Genomic DNA, 18,854 nt, shown 5'->3' on the forward strand with positions numbered 1-18,854 from the left:
CCTCATCCGGTCTGACGGCCACCTTCTCCCGCAAGCGGGGAGAAGGAAATATGCCACCGCGTTTTCCGGATCGATGCCCGTTCCCCCGCGTTCTGCGAGAAAGAGTGAGGGTGAGGGGCAAATCCCGCGCCGTTATTACGCTCTCTCGAAGCCGCGCGCCACTTCCCAATCCGTCACACGGCGGTCGTATTCCTCCTGCTCCCATTCCGCAGCGCGCGTATAGTGGTCGATGACCTCCTCGCCGAAGGCCTCGCGCAGCATTTTCGACGTCGTCATGAATTCGGTCGCCTCGCGCAGGGTCTTGGGGATCTCGCGAATGCCCTGGCCGCCATAGGCATCGCCGACGAACGGCGCCTCCAGTTCCAGATTGCCCTCGATGCCGGCGATCCCTGCGGCGAGCAGGGCTGCCATGGCGAGATAGGGATTGAGGTCGGAGCCGCCGACACGGCATTCGATGCGGATTGCCTTCGTGTTCTCGCCGCAGAGCCGGTAGCCGGCCGTGCGGTTGTCTTTGCTCCAGACAGCCTTGGTGGGCGCGAACGTTCCGGCCATGAAGCGCTTGTAGGAATTGATGTAGGGGGCAAGGAAGTAGGTGATCTCGCTGGCATGGTTGAGGAGACCGGCGACATAGCTGCGCATCATCTCCGACATGCCGTACTTGGCTTCGGGATCGTGGAATTTGGAGGTCTTGCCGTCGAGGCTCCAGAGCGACTGGTGGATGTGGGAGGACGAGCCGGCAGCGGCATAGTGCCACTTGGCGAGGAAGGTGATCGCCTTGCCGCGCTGCCAGGCTATCTCCTTGCACCCGTTCTTGATGATCGCGTGCCGGTCGGCCATGGAGAGCGCATCGGCATAGCGCACGTTGATCTCCTCCTGCCCGGCCGAGGCCTCGCCCTTGGAGTTCTCGACCGGAATTCCCGCCCCCTGCAGGCCGTTGCGGATCGCCCGCATCACGTCCTCTTCCTTGGTCGTCTGGAAGATGTGGTAGTCCTCGTTGTAGCCGCTGACGAGCCGCAGGTCGCGGTAGCCGCTCTCGCGAGCGTCGTCATAGGTCTGGTCGAAGAGGAAGAATTCCAGCTCGCTCGCCATGAACGCCTTCAGCCCCATCGCCTCCAGCCGCTTAACCTGCTTCTTCAGGATCGCCCGCGGCGAATGCGGCACCTCCTTGTGGGTGTGGTGGTCGAGCACGTCGCAGAGGACCAGCGCCGTCCCCTCCAGCCAGGGAATTCGGCGCAGCGTCGAAAGGTCCGGCTTCATCGTGTAGTCGCCGTAGCCGGCCGCCCAGCTCGTCGAGCGATAGCCCGACACCGTCTCCATCTCCATGTCCGTCGCAAGCAGGTAGTTGCAGCTGTGCGTTTCCTCATAAGCGCCGTCCACGAAGTACTGGGCATGGAAGCGTTTGCCCATCAGCCGTCCCTGCATATCGACCTGGCATGCCAGCACGGTATCGATGCGGCCCTCGGCGACATCCTTCTTCAGTTCTTCCAGCGAATAGCCTGCGCTCATGATTTAAGCCCTGTTAACGGATTGCAGTCGCCCCTCCGGCGACCGGTAAAAAGGGGGCCGGACGCGCGGCCCCCGCTCGAAAATGCCACTCAGACCTCACCGACAGGCCTCTCTGCGGGATTGCCGGGAACTCAACACCAGTCGCCCATGACCGTCATGGGCGGCACTCCGCGGCATGCCACTCCCCGAGGCCTCGTCATTTTACTGATGCGCGGGCCATGCTTTCCAGCAGCAGTCCCGTCAGATAGTCAGCCATGACCCCCTGGCTGGTTTCGTCCTGAATGAGGTCGTTGCGGACCTCGATCATCACGTTGAGCAGACCGTTCGCCAGCCCGTGTACCTTCAGCGTATGCGTGACGCCGTCCTGCGGACCGTAGGGCTCGTTGCGGTGCGTGGCAAACAGCCCGGAGCGCCCGGCCGCTTCAAGCATCAGATCGGCCAGCCTTGCATCCTCGTCGTGCAGGATCCCGATCTCGACCTGACGCGGCTTGCCGAAATAGACCGGCGTGAAGCTGTGAACGGTAACGAGGACCGGAGCCCTGCCTGCGGCGATGCGATCGCGGACAAGGCCGGCGATGCGGTCGCGGAAAGGGAAGTATAGCGATTCGGCGCGCTCCAATCGAGCGGCGTCGCTAAGGGCCTGATTGCCCGGCACAGGATAGATCTCGCTCTGCTCGGGCATTGCGCCCGGCGCCTCCGGCGGCCTGTTGCAATCATAGGCCAGACGCGAAAAACGCTGGTGGATCAACGTTGCGTCGAGACTGCGAGACATGATGCGTGCGACCGCGAGCGCGCCCGGATCCCAGGCGATATGGCTTTCCAGGGCCTCGGCGGACAGGCCAAGCGTGCCGAGCCGCTCAGGCAACAGCCTGGAGGCATGCTCGCAGACCAGGATGAACCGGCTGCGGCCTTCGGCATTTTCGACGGCGACGGGGTCGCCTTCCCGAGCTGATAATATTCCCATGCAGCCGGTCCCCTCGATCGGCCAATCTTGTTTGTGAAGAGAATTCTTCACGTCCTCCAAGTTGTCAACGGGGATGGAAACGATCTCTTCAAAAAAACGTTTGACACCAATTGTGACAGCGATGTTTAATTTTGACGGAAGCCGACACAGAGCGGCAGGCAGGGGAAAATCGTGACGTTGAACCAGACATCCATGACGGTGTCCGACGTGATCAACGCCCATTTCGACACGCTCACGCGGGCCGAAAAGCAGCTGGCGACATCGCTTCTGGACAACTATCCGGTGTCCGGCCTCGGTAGCATTACCACCGTGGCCGAGAACGCCCGTGTCTCGACGCCGACCGTCGCACGCATGGTGCAGAAGCTCGGCTATCGCGGCTTCCCCGATTTCCAGTCGCACCTGCACCAGGAACTGGAGGCGACGCTCTCCAACCCCATCTCCAAGCACGACCGCTGGGCGGCGAACGCGCCTGGCACCCATATTCTCAACCGGTTTGCCGATGCGATCATGGGCAACCTGCGCCAGACGCTGTCACAGCTCGATCTCGCCGATTTCGACGGCGCCACCGCGCTGATCGCCAATCGCAAGCGCAGCGTCTACATCGTCGGCGGCCGCATCACCAAGGCGCTGGCGGACTACCTCTTCACTCACCTGCAGGTTGTGCGGCCGAACGTCACCCAGCTTTCGCCGATCCCGAGCGCGTGGCCGCAATATGTGCTGAACATGAAGGCCGGCGACGTTGTGGTCATCTTCGACATCCGCCGCTACGAGCACGAGATGGAGACCTTCGCCCGTATCGCGCGCGAACGGGGTGTGGAGATCGTCCTGTTCACGGACCAATGGGCTTCGCCGATCGCAAAGCTCGCCGCCCACGTCTTCCGCATCCATATAGAGGCACCTTCGGCCTGGGACTCATCCGTGGTCACGCTGTTCGTCGTCGAGGCGCTGATCGAGGCCGTGCAGAGCGCCAACTGGAGCGAGACCAAGGAAAGAATGCGAACGCTGGAGGAACTGGTTGCCGCTAGCCGTCTCTTTAGAAAACCGGGATGAGCCTGCCGCAGCGTTAACCAATTTTCACATCGATCGGGAAAAGCATTTAAATACTGTCACATAAGCTTCATGCCGCACCAGTATCAGCTTCGCCGAAGCTGACTGACACACACAAAGGAGAACACCCGTGATGTCACGCACCCGCCGCCTGCTATCGCTCTCCACCGCGATCCTGGTCGCCACCACCGCCGTCGCCGCCGCCGAGCCGAGCGCCGAGCTGGTCGAGGCCGCGAAGAAGGAAGGCAAGTTGACCACGATCGCCCTGCCCCACAGCTGGTGCGGCTACGGCGACATCATTGCCGGCTTCAAGGCCAAGTACCCGGAGATCCAGGTCAACGAGTTGAACCCCGACGCCAGCTCGGGCGATGAAATCGAGGCCATCAAGGCCAACAAGGGCAACACCGGCGACCAGGCTCCCGACGTGATCGACGTCGGCCTGTCCTTCGGACCGTCGTCCAAGGCCGAAGGCCTGATCCAGCCCTACAAGGTCGCAACCTGGGATTCGATCCCCGACAGCGCCAAGGATGCCGACGGCCATTGGTACGGCGACTACTACGGCGTTCTCTCCTTCGTCGTGAACACCGATATCGTCAAGGACGTACCGAAGGACTGGGCCGACCTGACGAAATCGGACTACGCGAACTCGGTCGCGCTCGCCGGCGACCCGCGTGGCTCCAACCAGGCCGTTCAGGCCGTCTATGCGGCCGGCCTCGCCAAGGGCGAAACCGACGCTGCCAAGGCTGGCGAAGCAGGTCTCAACCTCTTTGCCGAAATCAACAAGGCCGGCAACTTCGTACCCGTGATCGGCAAGTCCGCCTCGCTCGCCCAGGGCTCGACCCCGATCGTGATCGCCTGGGACTACAACGGCCTCTCCTGGCGCGACACGCTGAACGGCAACCCGCCGCTGGAAGTCGTCGTTCCGGAAACCGGCGTCGTCGCCGGCGTTTATGTGCAGGCGATCTCTGCCTATGCGCCGCACCCGAACGCAGCAAAGCTGTGGATGGAATACCTGTACTCTGACGAAGGCCAGCTCGGCTACCTGAAGGGCTACTGCCACCCGATCCGCTTCAACGACCTCGTCAAGAACGGCAAGGTTCCGCAGGAAATGCTCGACAGGTTGCCGCCGGCAGCAGCCTATGAAAAGGCTGTCTTCCCGACGCTCGAAGAGCAGGCCGCCGGCAAGGAAGTGATCACCGGCAAGTGGGACAGCGTCGTCGGCGCAAACGTTCAGTAAGGCATTTCGCCTGAATGCCCTCCCGCTTCACCGGCGGGAGGGCATTCCATTTTCGCAGTCGAGGGCCGATTGCGTCCGCCGCATTTCCGTCTAAATTCGTTCCTTTCACCCAATCCTTTGGACGACAGCCGCTTCATGAGCCAATCCGCCCTGATAGACCGCCGCACCGTCATCGATTGGCTCGGCATAATGCCGTTCATGATCTTCGCGCTGCTCTTCCTGATCCTGCCGACGCTGTACCTGGTGGGCGGCGCCTTCCTGACACCGGACGGCGACTTCACCTTCAAGAACATCGCAGATCTCTTCTCGCCGAACATCGTCAGCGCCTACTGGATCAGCATCAAGGTCTCGATCGCATCCTCGCTCGGCGGCGCCGTGATCGGCTTCTTCCTCGCCTGGGCCATCGTCATGGGCGGCGTTCCCTCCTTCGTCCGCTCGGGCCTCCTCACCTTTTCCGGTGTCGCCTCCAACTTCGCCGGCGTGCCGCTCGCCTTCGCCTTCATCGCCACGCTCGGCCGCACCGGCCTGGTTACAGTGCTCCTGCGCGACCTGATCGGCTTCAACCTCTATTCGACCGGCTTCAACCTGCTTTCCTTCCTGGGGCTGACGATCACCTACATGTTCTTCCAGATTCCGCTGATGGTGCTGATCCTGACGCCTGCTCTGGACGGTATGAAGCGCGAATGGCGCGAGGCCTCCGAGATCCTCGGCGCCTCCACCTGGCAGTACTGGCGCATGATCGCGCTGCCGATCCTCTGGCCGAGCCTGCTCGGGACGACGCTGCTTCTCTTCGCCAATGCCTTCGGCGCGATTGCCACCGCCTATGCGCTCACCGGCTCGTCGCTCAACATCGTCCCCATCCTGCTCTACGCGCAGATCCGCGGCGACGTGCTGCACAATCCGAACCTTGGCTATGCGCTGGCACTCGGCATGATCGTCATCACCGGGCTCTCCAACGTCCTCTACATCTGGTTGCGCTCGCGCGCCGAACGGTGGCAGAAATGAAATCGACCCGCTTCCTCGCCTGGCTCGCGATCGCCGTCGGCGCGATCTATTTCATCGTCCCGCTGATCGGCACCTTCGAATTCTCGCTGCGCATGCGACGGGGCGAATACTCCTTCGACGCCTATCACTCCGTCTTCTCCGACATACAGTTCCGCTCCACCTTCGGCTTCTCCATGCTGATGGCGCTCTTCACCATCATCTTCGGCATGCTGCTGGTGGTACCGACCGCCTACTGGGTGCGCCTCAGGCTGCCGAAGCTGCGCCCCGTGATCGAGTTCATCACGCTGCTGCCGCTGGTCATCCCGGCGATCGTCATCGTCTTCGGCTACCTGCGACTCTACAATTCCTCCTCCTTCCTGCCGCTGACGAATTCCACCTCGGGCACCAACATGCTGCTCGTCTTTTCCTACATGACGCTGTCGCTGCCCTACATGTACCGCGCCGTAGACACCGCCATGCGAATGATCGACGTCGCGACGCTGACGGAGGCCGCCGAGAGCCTTGGGGCCAAATGGCCGACGATCATGTTCCGCTGCATCTTCCCGAACGTGATGAGCGGCGTGCTGTCGGGCGCCTTCATCACCTTTGCGATCGTGATGGGCGAATTCACGATGGCGGCGCTGCTGAACCGCCCGGCCTTCGGCCCCTACCTGCAGCTCGTCGGCGCCAACAAGGCGTACGAGCCCTCCGCGCTGGCCATCATCGCGTTTGCCATCACCTGGCTGAGCATGGGCCTGCTTCAACTCGTCTCCCGCTTCCAGAAAACCGCGCCCGTAAAGGCCTGAGGACTTTTCCCATATGTCGTTCCTTTCACTCAGCCATATCCAGAAGTCCTTCGGGCAGGTGCAGGTCGTTCGCGATTTCAACATGGAGATCGAAAAGGGCGAGTTCGTCTCCTTCCTCGGCCCGTCCGGCTGCGGCAAGACGACGGTGCTTCGCATGATCGCAGGCTTTGAAACGCCGAGCGGCGGCACGATCACGGTGGCCGGCAAGAACCAGTCCGGACTGAAGCCGAACCAGCGCAACATCGGCATGGTGTTCCAGGCCTATGCGCTCTTTCCAAACATGAGCGTGTTCGACAACGTCGCCTTCGGCCTCAAGGTCGCCGGCCGCTCGAAGGACGAGATCGACAGCCGCGTCAAGGAGATGCTAAGCCTGATCAAGCTCGAGCATCTCGCCGAGCGCTTTCCCTACCAGCTCTCCGGCGGCCAGCAGCAGCGCGTGGCGCTGGCCCGCGCGCTCGCCCCCAAGCCGCAGGTCCTCCTCCTGGACGAGCCGCTCTCGGCGCTCGACGCCAAGATCCGCGTTTCGCTGCGCGAGGAGATCCGCATGATCCAGCAGCAGCTCGGCATCACGACCGTCTTCGTCACCCACGACCAGGAAGAAGCACTGTCGATCTCCGACCGGATCGTGGTGATGAATGCGGGCTCGGCCGACCAGATCGGCGCGCCGGCCGAGATCTATAACCGTCCGGCCACCCGCTTCGTCGCCTCCTTCGTCGGCACCCTCAACCTGATCGAAGCCAAGGTGACCGACCCGGTGGCAAACCGGATTTCGATCGGCGACCAGGGCGTCACGCTGCGCGAACCGCTCGGCCCGGTCAAGGCCGGCGACACCGTCTCGCTGGCCCTGCGTCCTGAAGCCGGCTCCATTGCAGAAGGCGCCAAGGGTGATACGGCTCTTGCCGGCGAAGTCGTTAGCAGCAACTTTCTGGGTTCGGTCGTGCGCACGCGCATGCGTGTCGGCGCCAGCGTCATTTCCTTCGACATGTTCAACAACCCGGGCCTCGTGCCGCCGGCGGTCGGCGAAACGGTGACGCTGCGCTTCACCGCAAGCGACCTGCTGATTATTCGGGACTGACGATACCGCATGAGCGAAACGGCATTTTTCCGATAGCCGTTCTGTTGGAAAAATGTGTCGCATCTCGTGTGAACTTCGTCGCTTGCGCATTTGATCCGTCGATCCCGGCAAGGTAGTGTTGGGATGTTCTCAGGGCGGGGCGGGATTCCCCACCGGCGGTATCGGATGGTCGAGGCGTATGGCGCTCTCGATGCTTCGGAGCCCGCGAGCGCCTTCGGCATCCCGTCGAAGGGTCAGCAGATCCGGTGAGATGCCGGAGCCGACGGTCAATAGTCCGGATGAAAGAGAGCAAGCAGGCGGGCCCTTCGGCCAGGCTTTGGCGTGTCCGTCCTGCATGTTCGCCCAAGGGGATCATTGAAAAATGGCTCACCCCTTGAAAGGCCAAGGCATGAACATCTCTGCAAACCCCTCGACGAAGATCGCCGTCATCCGCGCGCGCTGGCACGCCGGCATCGTCGATCGTTGCGTCGACAGCTTCGTATCCGAATGGGCGGCCCTCGGCGGCCGCGCCGATGACGTCGAGATCGTCGACGTTCCCGGTGCGCTTGAAATCCCGCTGCATGCGCAGACGCTGGCACGCACCGGCCGCTATGCCGCGATCCTCGGCGTTGCCCTTGTCGTCGACGGCGGCATCTATCGCCACGATTTCGTCGCAGGCTCCGTGGTCGACGCGATCGTCCGCGTCGGTCTGGACACAGACGTCCCGGTACTTTCCGCTGTGCTGACGCCGCACAATTTCCAGGAAAGCGAAGCGCACACCGCCTTCTTCCGCGACCATTTCGTCATCAAGGGCAAGGAAGCTGCGCACGCAGCAGCCCAGATCATCGATGCGAGAGCCAAGGCGGCCCTCGTCAACGCATGATGCGCGACGCCCGCGGGAAACCTTCCTCCCGCGGGCGTTTCCGGCACCGCTGGTCAAGCGTCTGAAGGACTGGATTCAAGTTGCCAACCTTCACAGTCAACGGCCTGGAATGACTCGACAATTACAGAAAGAGAAAGGCTTCACACAAGAAGCCCCGGCCCTTTGCTTCGCGCAGGTCTTTGCCGCAAAACCGCTCCGCACTTTGCGCGACACGCATCAAGCCTCCAGGCTCTTCAGATAGACCGACAGCAATTGCATCTGCGAGGAAATGCCGAGCTTGCGGTACACGTTCCTGCGATGAACCTTCACCGTTCCGGTGGAAATCGCCAGCGTCAGGCCGATTGATTCCGACGAAAAACCCTGCAGCACGAGTTCTACGATCGACGCTTCCCGATCCGTCAGGTTGAGCTTCTGCCAGATCCGGTCGGCCGCGTTGGCAGGCTCGCGACGGCGTCTGCTGCTCCCCTTCGCAAGCGTATCGAAGCGGCGCGACAGCTGCGGCCACGCCAACCCCACGAAAGCCTCGACGAACGGCACAACGTCGGCGAGGAGCGCAAACTCCCCTGCCGGAAAGGTGCCGCTTCGCTCGCGCCGCATCAGGGACAGCACCACCGTCACGCCGTCCGGACACGCCACGAAGAAGCCTGTCTCCTCGGCGAGCTTCGTCTGCGAATAATAGGTGCGATAGTATTCGGAGGAAAAGAACCGGTCCGGCGCCAGTTCGCGCATGCGGAACACGCCGGCCTTGCCGGCCCGCGCCGCATGATAAAACGGATCCAGCAGGTAGGGTCCCGCCTGGTACAGGCTGACGAAGATCTCGTGGTCATCGGCCCCGAAGGTGCTGAAGAGGTCGATTGGTCGCTCCTTGCCCCGATAGGCGAAGATCACCACATCGTCGAAACGCACCAGCGCACGCATCGTCCTCATGAACAGCATACCGGCGTCGGTATCCGCCATGCCCTTTCGTCCGAGACAGTCGGCGAAAGCCTGGAAGAGCGATGCAAAATCGACCCGCATGATTGCCCGGTTACTCCCTGCCCCGCGTCCGCCCCCGCCGAACACGGCGGGATGGATATACTCCTTCCACAGCGGCAAAAGCGAGAAAATACCTCCCACGGGGTATATACCTCCGCCCCTGTTCCTGACTAGCATCGCGGTAAATACAGCGGCAAAGGCGGCGCAAGACCGCCGGCAAGACGACAGACCGCGGGGAATAGACGTGACATCGGCTGCAAACGACATCGAGTTCCGTTCGGTGAGCAAGCGCTATGGCGCCGTCACCGCCGTCTCGGACATCAATCTCGCCGTCCCGAAGGGCGCGTTCGTGGCGCTCCTCGGCCCCTCCGGCTGCGGCAAGACGACATGCCTGCGCATGATCGGCGGCTTCGAACACCCGAGCGAGGGCGAGGTCTTCGTCGGCGGCGCCACTATGAACGGCGTGCCGGCCTACCGCCGGCCGGTGAACATGGTGTTCCAGCAGTATGCGCTGTTTCCGCATTTCGACGTGGAGAGCAACGTCGCCTACGGGCTGAAGCAGCTGCGCCCCCGGCTTGCCAAGGCCGAGATCGCCCGCCGCGTCGGCGAGGCACTCGAGATGGTCCGCCTCGGCGGCTATGCCACACGCCGCATCCACGAACTGTCCGGCGGCCAGCAGCAGCGCGTTGCGCTCGCCCGTGCGCTGGTCAACAAGCCCCGGGTGCTGCTGCTCGACGAGCCGCTCGCAGCCTTGGACAAGAAGCTGCGCACCGCCATGCAGTTCGAACTGCAGAGCCTCCAGCGTGAACTGGGTATCACCTTCGTCCTCGTCACCCACGACCAGGAGGAAGCGTTGTCGATGAGCGACCTCGTCTGCGTCATGAATGCCGGACAGATCCGCCAGCTCGCCTCACCGAAGGAGATTTACGATAATCCCGCCGATCTCTTTGTCGCCGATTTCGTTGGCAAGACCAATCGGCTGGCGGCGGTCGTCGACCCGGCGAGCGGCAGCATCAAATTGGCCAACGGCAAGACGCTTGCGACGACAAGGGCGCGCGCGATGAACGCCGGCGCGGCGACGGTGGCGCTGCGGCCCGAGGTCATCCGCCTGGCACGCGCCTCGGCTGCCAACGCCGCATTGCTGGAGGGTACGGTCACCCATCGCATCTTCCTCGGCTCTTCGGCCGAGTATTCCATCTCCGTACCGGGACTGGGCGACCTGCTTGTCACCGCCGAACGGCACGGCACAGAAGACAGCGACCTTGTCGAGCCCGGCGAGTCGGTCGCAATGAATTTCGATCCCGGGCAAGCGCATATCTTTCAGGCCTGAGGGGAAACGGGCCGCCCAATTAAAAGAAGGGAACAGTGTCATGACGAAATGGTACAGAGAGAATGCTCCGATCAGCGCCGCACGCCTGATGGACGAGCTGATGCGCGTGAAGCGCGGCTCGGTCAGCCGCAGGCACTTCCTCGGCGTCACCGGCCTCGGCCTCGCCGCAGCCGTCATCGGCGGCCGCCAGCCGGGCGTCTTCGGGTCCACCGCCTACGCCCAGGACCTCGGCTCGACCATGTCGCTGGCCACCTGGCCGAACTACCACGATCCCGCGACCTTCGAGGCGTTCACGGCCAAGACCGGCGTCGCCGTCGAGGTCAACGTCTTCGGCTCCAACGAGGAGATGCTGGCCAAGCTCCAGGCCGGCGGCACCGGCTGGGACCTGTTCGTGCCGACCAACTACACGATTTCAACCTATGCCAAGCTCGACCTGATCGACCCGCTCGATCTGGCGCAGGTGCCGAACTTCGACCCGAAGACGCAGAACACCCGCTTCACCGCCGAGGGCACGGTCGACGGAACCGTCTATGCGCTGCCGAAGAACTGGGGCACGACCGGCATCGCCTTCAACGCCGACAAGATCAAGACGCCGATCACCAGCTGGAAGGAGTTCTTCGATGTCGCCATGGGCGAAGGCGACGGCCGCGCCATGGTGCACGACTACCAGCTGACCACCATCGGCAACGCGCTGGTCGCGCTCGGCTACTCCTTCAATTCGATCAAGCCGGAGGAACTGGCCAAGGCCGAGGAACTGCTGATCAAGGTGAAGCCGCACCTCTATGCCATCAACAGCGACTACCAGCCGTCGATGCGCGCCACCGACGCGTGGATGACCATGTGCTGGACCAATGACGGCGCCCAGCTCAACCGCGACATGCCCGAGATCCAGTTCGTCCTCGGCAAGGACGGCGGCGAGATCTGGTCGGACTTCTACGCGATCCCGAAGAGCGCGGCCAACAAGCCGGCCGGCTATGCGCTCTTGAACTTCCTGATGGATCCGGCGGTGGCGGTGAAGGAGCACATCGCCAACGGCGCGCCGACCACCGACAGCCGCGTGATGGCGCTCCTGCCACCTGAGATCACCAGCAACAAGATCGTCTACCCCGACGAGGCCTCGCTGACCCCGCTTGAATTCGGCGCCGCCGTGACGCTCACCGATCCGGCACGCGCGGAACTGATGGCCCGGTTCAAGTCGGCCTGAGGGGATAAGCAGCGGCGCGGTATGCGATGGTGACGGGAGCAGGCCCCTCATCCGCCTGCCGGCACCTTCTCCCCGCAAGCGGGGAGAAGGACGATCGCGGCACCGTCCCTGCCCTTGCCAAAGCCTCGCTCGAGTGCGCCGGCGAACGCGCCAAGCGCATGCAACAATGCCAGCGAAGAAGCGGCCGGCACCGAGCCGATGCAGCGTTCCTTGCAGGCGCAACGTCCTGAGCGTGGCAGCGCGGAGCGCGCATATCCCTTCTCCCCGCCTGCGGGCACAAGGGATATGCCGGATGAGGGGCACCCCCGACGGCGCCCACAGTCTAGCCGCGAGGCAAACGCTTCCGGCATGCCCGCCGCACACCGGTTCGGCAGCCGGCGCGGCGACCACGAAGACAACGGCACGAGCGGATGAATCCTGCCATACCGTCAAGACCGCCGCCCGCTAACGGGCGACAGTCGCATCCCATGAACCTCGGAAAGTATTCATGCCCCTGGCACCGAAAACGAAACGCAATCTCGTCACGACCGCGCTGCTGGCGCCGTCGGCGCTGTGGCTGTTCGTCTTCCTCGTCCTGCCCTTCGCAGCCATGGTAATCTTCTCCTTCGGCGAGCGGGCGCCGGCGGGCGGCTACCAGCCGGCCTTCACGCTCGCCCAGTACGCCAACCTTCCCGCCCGCGCCACAGCCTTCTGGAACACGCTCATCCTCGCCCCCGTCGGCGCCTTCGTCTGCCTGCTGGTCGCCTACCCTGCCGCGTACTATCTCGCCGTCAAGGCCGACCCGCGCTACCGGCTGATGCTGGTCTCTCTCGTCGTCGTTCCCTTCTGGACCAGTCTCCTGGTGCGCACCTATGCCTGGATGTACATCCTCGGCTCGCGCGGCATCCCCAATCTCCTGTCGATGATCGGCATCGAGGACGTGCGGATGCTGAACACGCCGGGCGCCGTCCTGCTCGGCATCGTCTACGGCTACCTGCCGCTGATGATCATGCCGATCTATGTCAGCCTGGAAAAGCTCGACCGCCGCCTGCTGGAGGCCTCCGCCGATCTCGGCGCCCGGCCGGTCTCGACCTTCTTCTCCGTCACCCTGCCGTTGTCGCTGCCGGGTGTCATGACCGGCGTGGCGCTCGTCACCATCCTGCTGCTCGGCGAGTACCTGATCCCGCAGTTGCTCGGCGGCGGCAAGGTGTTCTTCATCGGCAACGCGCTGGTGGACCTGTTCCTGCAGTCGCGCAACTGGCCGTTCGGCTCGGCGATCGCCGTCACGCTCGTACTCGTCGTCGTCGTCGTCCTGATGGTGGCGATGCGGATCGCCTGGAAGATCTCCGGCTCCAGACAGGTGGATCTCGTCTGATGCGCGCCCTGATGACAGCCGTCTATGTGTTCCTCTACGCGCCGATCGCGCTGGTGGTGCTGTTTTCCTTCAACGCCGGCCGCAGCGCCAGCGAGTTCACCGGCTTCTCGCTGCAGTGGTATGGCAAGGCGCTCGGAAACACCTTCCTGATCACCGCCCTGCAGAACAGCCTGATCATCGCCTTTACCAGCGCCGTCCTCGCCGCCGTCTTCGGCACGATGGCCGCCCTCGGCATGCAGCGGCTGGGTCCACGAACGCGGGCGATCTTCGAGGGGCTGATGGCGGCGGCGATCGTCGTTCCCGGCGTCGTCATCGGGATTGCCACGCTCGTCGCCCTCGTCGCCGTCTTCGGCGCGATCAACCCGGCGATCGCCGGTCTATGGCCGGGTGAGCGCCCACCGCAGTTCGGCCTCGGCTACGGCTCGATCATCGCCGCCCACGGCCTCTTCACCATGGCGCTGGTCGCGATGATCGTGAAGGCGCGGATCGCCAGCCTCGGCCGCGACATCGTCGAGGCCTCGGCCGATCTCTACGCCACGCCCTGGACCACTTTCCACCAGATCGTGCTGCCGCAGATCTTGCCCTCGGTGCTGGCCGGCTTCCTGCTCGCCTTCACCTTCTCCTTCGACGATTTCATCGTCGCCTTCTTCGTCGCCGGCTCGAAGACGACGCTGCCGATCTACGTCTTCGCCTCGATCCGCCGCGGCGTGACGCCGGAAATCAACGCGGTCGCGACCATGGTGCTGGTCGCCTCGCTCATCCTCATTCTCGCCGCACGGGTGCTGATGCGCGAGAGGAAAACGAAAAGCACCGGCTAATGCATGTCTCCCGAAAGTGGTCACCGGTTTCGGGACAAGGACATGCATCATTTCAAAGTGCCGTCACTGGGGAGTGAGAAAGATGATCCTGAAGGAACAGGTCGCCATCGTCACCGGTGGCGGCTCCGGCATCGGCCGCGCCGGGGCGGAGATCATGGCGCGCGAGGGCGCCATCGTCGTCGTGGCCGACCGCGATGCGGCGGGTGCTACGGAAACCGTTGATCGCATCACGTCCGCCCGCGGTCGTGCCGAGGTCGCGATCCTCGACGTCACCGACGACGACGCCGTCGCGGCAATGGTCGAAGGCGTCCTCGCCCGCTTCGGCCGCATTGATATCCTCCACAACCATGCGGGCGCGCAGGTGGAAGGCGATCTCGAGCAGGTCTCGGTAGACGGCTTCGACCGGTCCTGGAACCTGAACGTACGCGCCCATTTCATCGCCGCCCGACTGGTGGTGCCGGCAATGAAGCGGCAGGGCAAGGGCGTCATCCTCAACACGTCCTCGTCATCGGGCATCCTCTACGACCGCGAGATGATCGCCTATACGACCACCAAGCACGCCGTGATCGCCATGACCAAGCAGATGGCCGGCGACTATGCCCGGTCAGGCATCCGCGTCAACGCGCTCTGCCCGGGCTGGGTCGACACCCCCTTCAACGCTCCCTTCATCGCCCAGATGGGCGGCCGCGACGCGATCGAGGCCTATGTCCGCGAAAAAGTCCCGATGGGCCGCTGGGCCGACGTCTCCGAGATCGCCGAGCCGATCCTCTTCCTCGTCTCCGACCGCTCCAGCTACATGACCGGCCAGGCGCTGGTGGTGGATGGGGGGGAAACGGTGGTGTGAGGGGCGGCGCTTCGACGCTGCGCTCTCCAAGCCGTGACGAAGCCCCTCTCCGCCCCACGATTGACCGCCGCAACCGCCCCTCCTCTCGTCATGCCGGCCTTGAGCCGGCATCCAGCCGCGCAAGTCCTTGCGCGATAAAGCACTTTCTGCGTCGCGGACGCGACGCCGCTGGATACCGGCTCGGCGGCCGGTATGACGGAAAGTGTCGCGAACAGGGTCCCTCTGGATCGATGTCCGGCTGCTCAGAGGGGACTGGCTATGCGGGACTGCCCTTGCACCGTCGGGGCAATGCTTCCTACGCGACGATCAACAGCAGCCCCGTCCCCGCCAGCACCGCCGTCCAGACCAGATCGATGTTGATCCAGCCGCTGCGCAGGATGCCGAGGCCGACGAAGCGGTAGACGGCGAAGGCGGCGGCAGCCGTGGCGGCCAGCATGGCGGCCGTGTGCACGCCGACGGCGGCGAGTGCCGTGGCCGCAGACCCGCCCGCATCGATGCCGGCGAGCGGTCCGCCGGTGACGCAGAGCGGCATCAGCGCCGGCAGCACCATCAGGCCCGCGCCATGTGCCGTCGCCATCAGGAACGACCAGACCGCGAGCCCGGCAAGACCGGTCGTCATGCCGATCCGCACGCGGCGCCTGTGCCCGTAGAGGACGTGAAGCAGCGCCCACCCGATCAGCACCACGCCCGTCACGATCCGCAGCCGGCCTGCATCGACCATCAACCCGGCGCTCAGAAGCACGGCCGCCACCGCGGCAATCGAGGCCGCATGCCCGATCGCAATCGCCGGCACCGCGCGTGCAACCGCCACGGCGCTGCCGCGATGCACGCCGAGTGCCACGGCGAACAGCCAGCCCATCGCCGGGTTCAGCCCGTGGAAGGCCCCGAGCCCCGCAAGCATCAGCCATGGCCAGAGTGCGTCCATGATCGCCTCGTTGCGTTTCGTCCCGTCCCCGGCGCCTCATCCGGGCAGGCGTCGCTTCCTGCAGCATCAGGCGGGCCGGCGGATATCCTCCGCGCCGCCTTCGAACCCTCGCGGCCTCTGCCGACGGTAACAGGGACAGGAGCGATCGCCCCCCGCATTCCTCTTACGGGTAGCAGTAGGAATCCGAGGAGCAGTCCCCGCCCTGCAGGCGCACCTGGTGCGGCCGATGCGACTTCGGCCATTCGACGAAGAATGTCTCGTCGAAGGCGATGCCGCCGTCCGGCTTGGCGTCCAGCTTCACCATCCAGCCGTCGATGCCTTCCGGATAAAACTGCTCGTCGATCGCGCCGTAGAGCGAATTGGTGAAATAGACGCGCCTGCCGTCCCGGCTGATCTCCACCATCTGCGGACCGCCGTTGAGCGCGCCGTTCTTCGCGCCCGGATGGCTCGCACGCGAGACGATGCCGCCGATCCGAACCTTGCCCGTCTGCCTCGGCTTGAACGGGTCGGACACGTCGAACTGAAGGAGATCGCCGGTCCCCCAGCAGGAGACGTAGAGGAAGCGGTCGTCCATGGAGAGGTCGATGTCGGTGACGAGCGGCGGCACCGCAGCGAAACCCTTCAGCATCGGCGGCAGCACCTCAGGATCGGCGGGCTCGGCCGGAATGTCGATCACCTTCGTCACCGCCCATTTCTGGCCGTCGCGATGCCAGACCCAGATGGAGGACGAGAGATCCTCCAGGCACACGACCGCGTTAACGAACCCGTAGGCTTTGGTCGGGTCGTGCGCGGGCCGCAGCTCGAACACGAGCTGGTATTTGTCGCCGAAATCGATCGTCTGCAGGTGCTTGCGCTTGTGCAGGTCCCAGAAATGCAGGCGCCTTCCGTATTTGGCCCCGAGCAGGATCTCCGGCACGAGCCCGTTCTCGAACGTATCGGGCGTGCCCCATTCGCTGGTCACCAGCGTGTCATGCCCGAGATGCCACCAGACGTCGTAGGAGAGCTGCTGCGGCCCGCGGTCCATCTCCCAGCGGCCACGCACCTCGAACGTCTCGTGGTCCATCAGGAAGACCCCGCCCGGCGCCTTTCCCTCGGTGTTGCCGAGCGCTGCGACATAGATCCCTTCCGGCCCGCAATGGACCGTGTGCGGCCGCGTGTACCCGGCCCGCTCTGCGACCTCGCCCGGTTCGACGACCTTCGCCATCGTCGGACGTCGCGCGTCGGGTTTCGTGTCGACGATATGGATGCGCGACGATCGCAGCCCGGGCACGACCAGGTAGCGCCGCTCGGCATGGGGATGCGGCGCGTTGGGGCAGAGGCAGGACGAGCAGGCGTTCCAGCCGAAATGATGCAACTCGTCGCCGACATTGGGCATCGCCAGCGAATGGACGATCTGCCCGTAGGTGGGCGACTTGGGATCGACGTCGACGACGGCAAGCTCGTCCGGCACCTGCCGCGCCGGATCGAAGGCTGCGACATAGGCGAGCGTTTCGGGCTCCGCCTTCATCGCCATGCGCGGCGACGGATAGAAGCTCGGATCGGGTTTCCAGGTTCCAAAGGGAGTTGCCATGTGAAGTGCTCCTGCGTTGCTGGACGACTTCAGAAGTGTGCCTCGCCGTTACCGGCGCATGGCTGGGGGAAAAGGCGGTGTCCGCTATGCTGGCGAAGGCCGGCGAGACGCCGGCGCCGCATACGGGCCTGCCGGATCATCGTTCCCACCCTTTTATCCTGCCAGAGAATGCGTGAAATGAGCAGCCGTTTCTGTCGCACGGCCGTGCGGGACAACCAGCAGGCGCCGGTGCTGCAGCAGACGCGCACGGCCGCGCATGCGCGGCGTTAAAAACGCGGCGCTATGCGTGCCGGCGCAATGATCCATCCAGCGGCGGACGACGGATATCGACGCCGTGCGCGTTCTTCGCTCTCGCCTCCCGGCCTGTCGCCGCGCAGCGATGTCGCCCGGCGATTGCGCCTCCAGGCCACCCTCCGCCGAACCGTTCGCCGGCCTTGCTGGATGCGGGCGTCGATCGCGAAGCTCTACTGCGCCGCCGGTGCCACGAGCACGCCCACCGTCGCCTTGCCGTCGGTGAAATAGCGGTCGCCGCCGCCGTTGCGACCGTCCTGCGTCGGACCGACGCCGTCGATCTCGTAGGTGGAGGTCAGCTGGCCGGCGGTCTGCAGGTCGCCGATGACGAGGTTGCGCTCGGCGTCGACATCCGGGCCGATATGGTGGGTGATCTGGCCGGTGTCGTGGCTCAGGCCCACGCCGCGGTCGAAGCTGGCGGACCCGAGCCACAGCGGCCGGCCGTCGTCGCCGGTCCTCTCGGTCTGCCAGAAGCGCACGTGGTTTCGCTGGTCGGCGCTCTTGCCCACCGGCTTCTCGAAGGCGAGGTCCTGCTTGCGGCCCTCGAAGAGAAGCGTGCTGACCGGTGCGTCGAGATCCGGCCGGTCGAGCACGACCGAAAGGCCGATGTCGATCGAGGAACGCAGCGTGATCCTGTCGGCCGGATCCCAATGGGCGGCTGCAAAGGCGCGGATCACCTCCTCCTTGGTGCCGACGAGGCCGACATTGATCGGATCGCCGGGAATGTCGTCGGGGGTGACAGTGACCATGCTGTCGAGGCTGCCGAGCTCCTTCGCGTCCCGGAAGATCCAGATCTCCGGCAGCACGAAATAGGCGACGAACAGATAGAGACCGAGCAGCACCGTGATGCTGCCGACCGCCAGATGCGATTTCCGCCTGATCATGCTCCCCGCCCCCTCCTCTCGCGCCGCGCGCCGGAAGGGCGGCAGCCGCAAAGACTAGCACAGGGTTTGCGGGATGGCAGCAGGGGGGAAGCGGTCAACGCGACCGTCGCACAGCGCCCCCTTCTGCATTCAGCGATTGTAGAAAAAACTGGACAACGGGCCTCGCTTTGCCAGTGTT

17 protein-coding genes and 1 riboswitch are annotated in these 18,854 nt (G+C 64.3%); of the genes, 11 read left to right on the forward strand and 6 right to left on the reverse strand.

Going from position 1 to position 18,854, the window contains the following annotated elements; all coding sequences use genetic code 11:
* Nucleotides 1-135 precede the first annotated feature (135 nt).
* A complete protein-coding gene (locus CRO48_RS12555; RefSeq protein WP_097139726.1) occupies nt 136-1,506 on the reverse strand; it encodes a glutamine synthetase family protein in 1,371 nt (456 codons plus the stop codon).
* A 196-nt stretch (nt 1,507-1,702) separates the two neighbouring features.
* Entirely contained in the window at nt 1,703-2,470 is a 768-nt protein-coding gene (locus CRO48_RS12560; protein WP_097139964.1) for an N-formylglutamate amidohydrolase, read from the reverse strand.
* A 192-nt stretch (nt 2,471-2,662) separates the two neighbouring features.
* Between CRO48_RS12560 and CRO48_RS12565 the strand changes: the two genes are divergently transcribed.
* From CRO48_RS12565 to CRO48_RS12590, 6 genes are all read left to right on the forward strand, one after another.
* Nucleotides 2,663-3,520, forward strand: a complete 858-nt coding sequence (locus CRO48_RS12565; protein ID WP_097139728.1) for a MurR/RpiR family transcriptional regulator — start codon at nt 2,663-2,665, stop codon at nt 3,518-3,520.
* 130 nt (nt 3,521-3,650) lie between these two features.
* Nucleotides 3,651-4,754, forward strand: coding sequence for an ABC transporter substrate-binding protein (locus tag CRO48_RS12570; RefSeq protein WP_407071923.1), 1,104 nt, complete (start codon nt 3,651-3,653; stop codon nt 4,752-4,754).
* A gap of 135 nt (nt 4,755-4,889) precedes the next feature.
* Nucleotides 4,890-5,759 carry an ABC transporter permease gene (locus CRO48_RS12575; RefSeq protein WP_097139732.1) on the forward strand — a complete coding sequence of 290 codons (870 nt, stop codon included), beginning with the start codon at nt 4,890-4,892 and terminating at the stop codon, nt 5,757-5,759.
* The gene (locus CRO48_RS12580; RefSeq protein ID WP_097139734.1) at nt 5,756-6,544 is read left to right on the forward strand and encodes an ABC transporter permease; all 789 of its coding nucleotides are present in this window, start codon (nt 5,756-5,758) and stop codon (nt 6,542-6,544) included. Before CRO48_RS12575 ends, CRO48_RS12580 begins: the two co-directional genes overlap by 4 nt.
* A 13-nt stretch (nt 6,545-6,557) precedes the next feature.
* Nucleotides 6,558-7,619, forward strand: a complete 1,062-nt coding sequence (locus CRO48_RS12585) for an ABC transporter ATP-binding protein (protein ID WP_097139737.1) — start codon at nt 6,558-6,560, stop codon at nt 7,617-7,619.
* Between the two features lie 121 nt (nt 7,620-7,740).
* Nucleotides 7,741-7,913, forward strand: a riboswitch (FMN riboswitch).
* 94 nt (nt 7,914-8,007) lie between these two features.
* Nucleotides 8,008-8,481, forward strand: a complete 474-nt coding sequence (locus CRO48_RS12590; protein ID WP_097139739.1) for a 6,7-dimethyl-8-ribityllumazine synthase — start codon at nt 8,008-8,010, stop codon at nt 8,479-8,481.
* Between the two features lie 216 nt (nt 8,482-8,697).
* Here the strand turns inward: CRO48_RS12590 and CRO48_RS12595 are convergent, their stop codons facing one another.
* Nucleotides 8,698-9,438 carry a helix-turn-helix transcriptional regulator gene (locus CRO48_RS12595; RefSeq protein ID WP_407071924.1) on the reverse strand — a complete coding sequence of 247 codons (741 nt, stop codon included), beginning with the start codon at nt 9,436-9,438 and terminating at the stop codon, nt 8,698-8,700.
* Nucleotides 9,439-9,700: 262 nt separating this feature from the next.
* On the opposite strand from CRO48_RS12595, the gene CRO48_RS12600 reads away from it, so the two are divergent.
* From CRO48_RS12600 to CRO48_RS12620, 5 genes are all read left to right on the forward strand, one after another.
* Nucleotides 9,701-10,786 (forward strand): ABC transporter ATP-binding protein, encoded by a 1,086-nt coding sequence (locus CRO48_RS12600; RefSeq protein WP_097139743.1) that lies wholly within the window; start codon nt 9,701-9,703, stop codon nt 10,784-10,786.
* A gap of 40 nt (nt 10,787-10,826) precedes the next feature.
* On the forward strand, nt 10,827-11,990 hold the full coding sequence (locus CRO48_RS12605; RefSeq protein WP_097139746.1) for a polyamine ABC transporter substrate-binding protein: 1,164 nt from the start codon (nt 10,827-10,829) through the stop codon (nt 11,988-11,990).
* A gap of 487 nt (nt 11,991-12,477) precedes the next feature.
* On the forward strand, nt 12,478-13,344 hold the full coding sequence (locus CRO48_RS12610) for an ABC transporter permease (protein ID WP_097139749.1): 867 nt from the start codon (nt 12,478-12,480) through the stop codon (nt 13,342-13,344).
* On the forward strand, nt 13,344-14,162 hold the full coding sequence (locus tag CRO48_RS12615) for an ABC transporter permease (RefSeq protein ID WP_097139750.1): 819 nt from the start codon (nt 13,344-13,346) through the stop codon (nt 14,160-14,162). Before CRO48_RS12610 ends, CRO48_RS12615 begins: the two co-directional genes overlap by 1 nt.
* 82 nt (nt 14,163-14,244) lie before the next feature.
* Entirely contained in the window at nt 14,245-15,006 is a 762-nt protein-coding gene (locus tag CRO48_RS12620; protein ID WP_097139752.1) for an SDR family NAD(P)-dependent oxidoreductase, read from the forward strand.
* A gap of 295 nt (nt 15,007-15,301) precedes the next feature.
* Here the strand turns inward: CRO48_RS12620 and CRO48_RS12625 are convergent, their stop codons facing one another.
* From CRO48_RS12625 to CRO48_RS12635, 3 genes are all read right to left on the reverse strand, one after another.
* Nucleotides 15,302-15,931 (reverse strand): hypothetical protein, encoded by a 630-nt coding sequence (locus CRO48_RS12625; RefSeq protein ID WP_097139754.1) that lies wholly within the window; start codon nt 15,929-15,931, stop codon nt 15,302-15,304.
* Between the two features lie 163 nt (nt 15,932-16,094).
* Nucleotides 16,095-17,501: a selenium-binding family protein gene (locus tag CRO48_RS12630; RefSeq protein ID WP_097139756.1), complete on the reverse strand. Its 1,407-nt coding sequence runs from the start codon at nt 17,499-17,501 to the stop codon at nt 16,095-16,097.
* Between the two features lie 464 nt (nt 17,502-17,965).
* Entirely contained in the window at nt 17,966-18,676 is a 711-nt protein-coding gene (locus CRO48_RS12635) for an LssY C-terminal domain-containing protein (protein WP_097139758.1), read from the reverse strand.
* Nucleotides 18,677-18,854 lie beyond the last annotated feature (178 nt).

Source organism: Rhizobium subbaraonis, assembly GCF_900220975.1.
Classification (GTDB): Bacteria; Pseudomonadota; Alphaproteobacteria; order Rhizobiales; family Rhizobiaceae; genus Mycoplana; species Mycoplana subbaraonis.

Bases quoted from the DNA above. Each gene is read 5' to 3' on its own strand.
- CRO48_RS12560 (WP_097139964.1), bottom strand. From the start codon at position 2,470: ATGGGAATATTATCAGCTCGGGAAGGCGACCCCGTCGCCGTCGAAAAT.
- CRO48_RS12615 (WP_097139750.1), top strand. From the start codon at position 13,344: ATGCGCGCCCTGATGACAGCCGTCTATGTGTTCCTCTACGCGCCGATC.
- CRO48_RS12570 (WP_407071923.1), top strand. From the start codon at position 3,651: ATGTCACGCACCCGCCGCCTGCTATCGCTCTCCACCGCGATCCTGGTC.
- CRO48_RS12630 (WP_097139756.1), bottom strand. From the start codon at position 17,501: ATGGCAACTCCCTTTGGAACCTGGAAACCCGATCCGAGCTTCTATCCG.
- CRO48_RS12555 (WP_097139726.1), bottom strand. From the start codon at position 1,506: ATGAGCGCAGGCTATTCGCTGGAAGAACTGAAGAAGGATGTCGCCGAG.
- CRO48_RS12580 (WP_097139734.1), top strand. From the start codon at position 5,756: ATGAAATCGACCCGCTTCCTCGCCTGGCTCGCGATCGCCGTCGGCGCG.
- CRO48_RS12610 (WP_097139749.1), top strand. From the start codon at position 12,478: ATGCCCCTGGCACCGAAAACGAAACGCAATCTCGTCACGACCGCGCTG.
- CRO48_RS12590 (WP_097139739.1), top strand. From the start codon at position 8,008: ATGAACATCTCTGCAAACCCCTCGACGAAGATCGCCGTCATCCGCGCG.
- CRO48_RS12620 (WP_097139752.1), top strand. From the start codon at position 14,245: ATGATCCTGAAGGAACAGGTCGCCATCGTCACCGGTGGCGGCTCCGGC.
- CRO48_RS12575 (WP_097139732.1), top strand. From the start codon at position 4,890: ATGAGCCAATCCGCCCTGATAGACCGCCGCACCGTCATCGATTGGCTC.
- CRO48_RS12635 (WP_097139758.1), bottom strand. From the start codon at position 18,676: ATGATCAGGCGGAAATCGCATCTGGCGGTCGGCAGCATCACGGTGCTG.
- CRO48_RS12585 (WP_097139737.1), top strand. From the start codon at position 6,558: ATGTCGTTCCTTTCACTCAGCCATATCCAGAAGTCCTTCGGGCAGGTG.
- CRO48_RS12595 (WP_407071924.1), bottom strand. From the start codon at position 9,438: ATGGCGGATACCGACGCCGGTATGCTGTTCATGAGGACGATGCGTGCG.
- CRO48_RS12565 (WP_097139728.1), top strand. From the start codon at position 2,663: ATGACGGTGTCCGACGTGATCAACGCCCATTTCGACACGCTCACGCGG.
- CRO48_RS12625 (WP_097139754.1), bottom strand. From the start codon at position 15,931: ATGGACGCACTCTGGCCATGGCTGATGCTTGCGGGGCTCGGGGCCTTC.
- CRO48_RS12605 (WP_097139746.1), top strand. From the start codon at position 10,827: ATGACGAAATGGTACAGAGAGAATGCTCCGATCAGCGCCGCACGCCTG.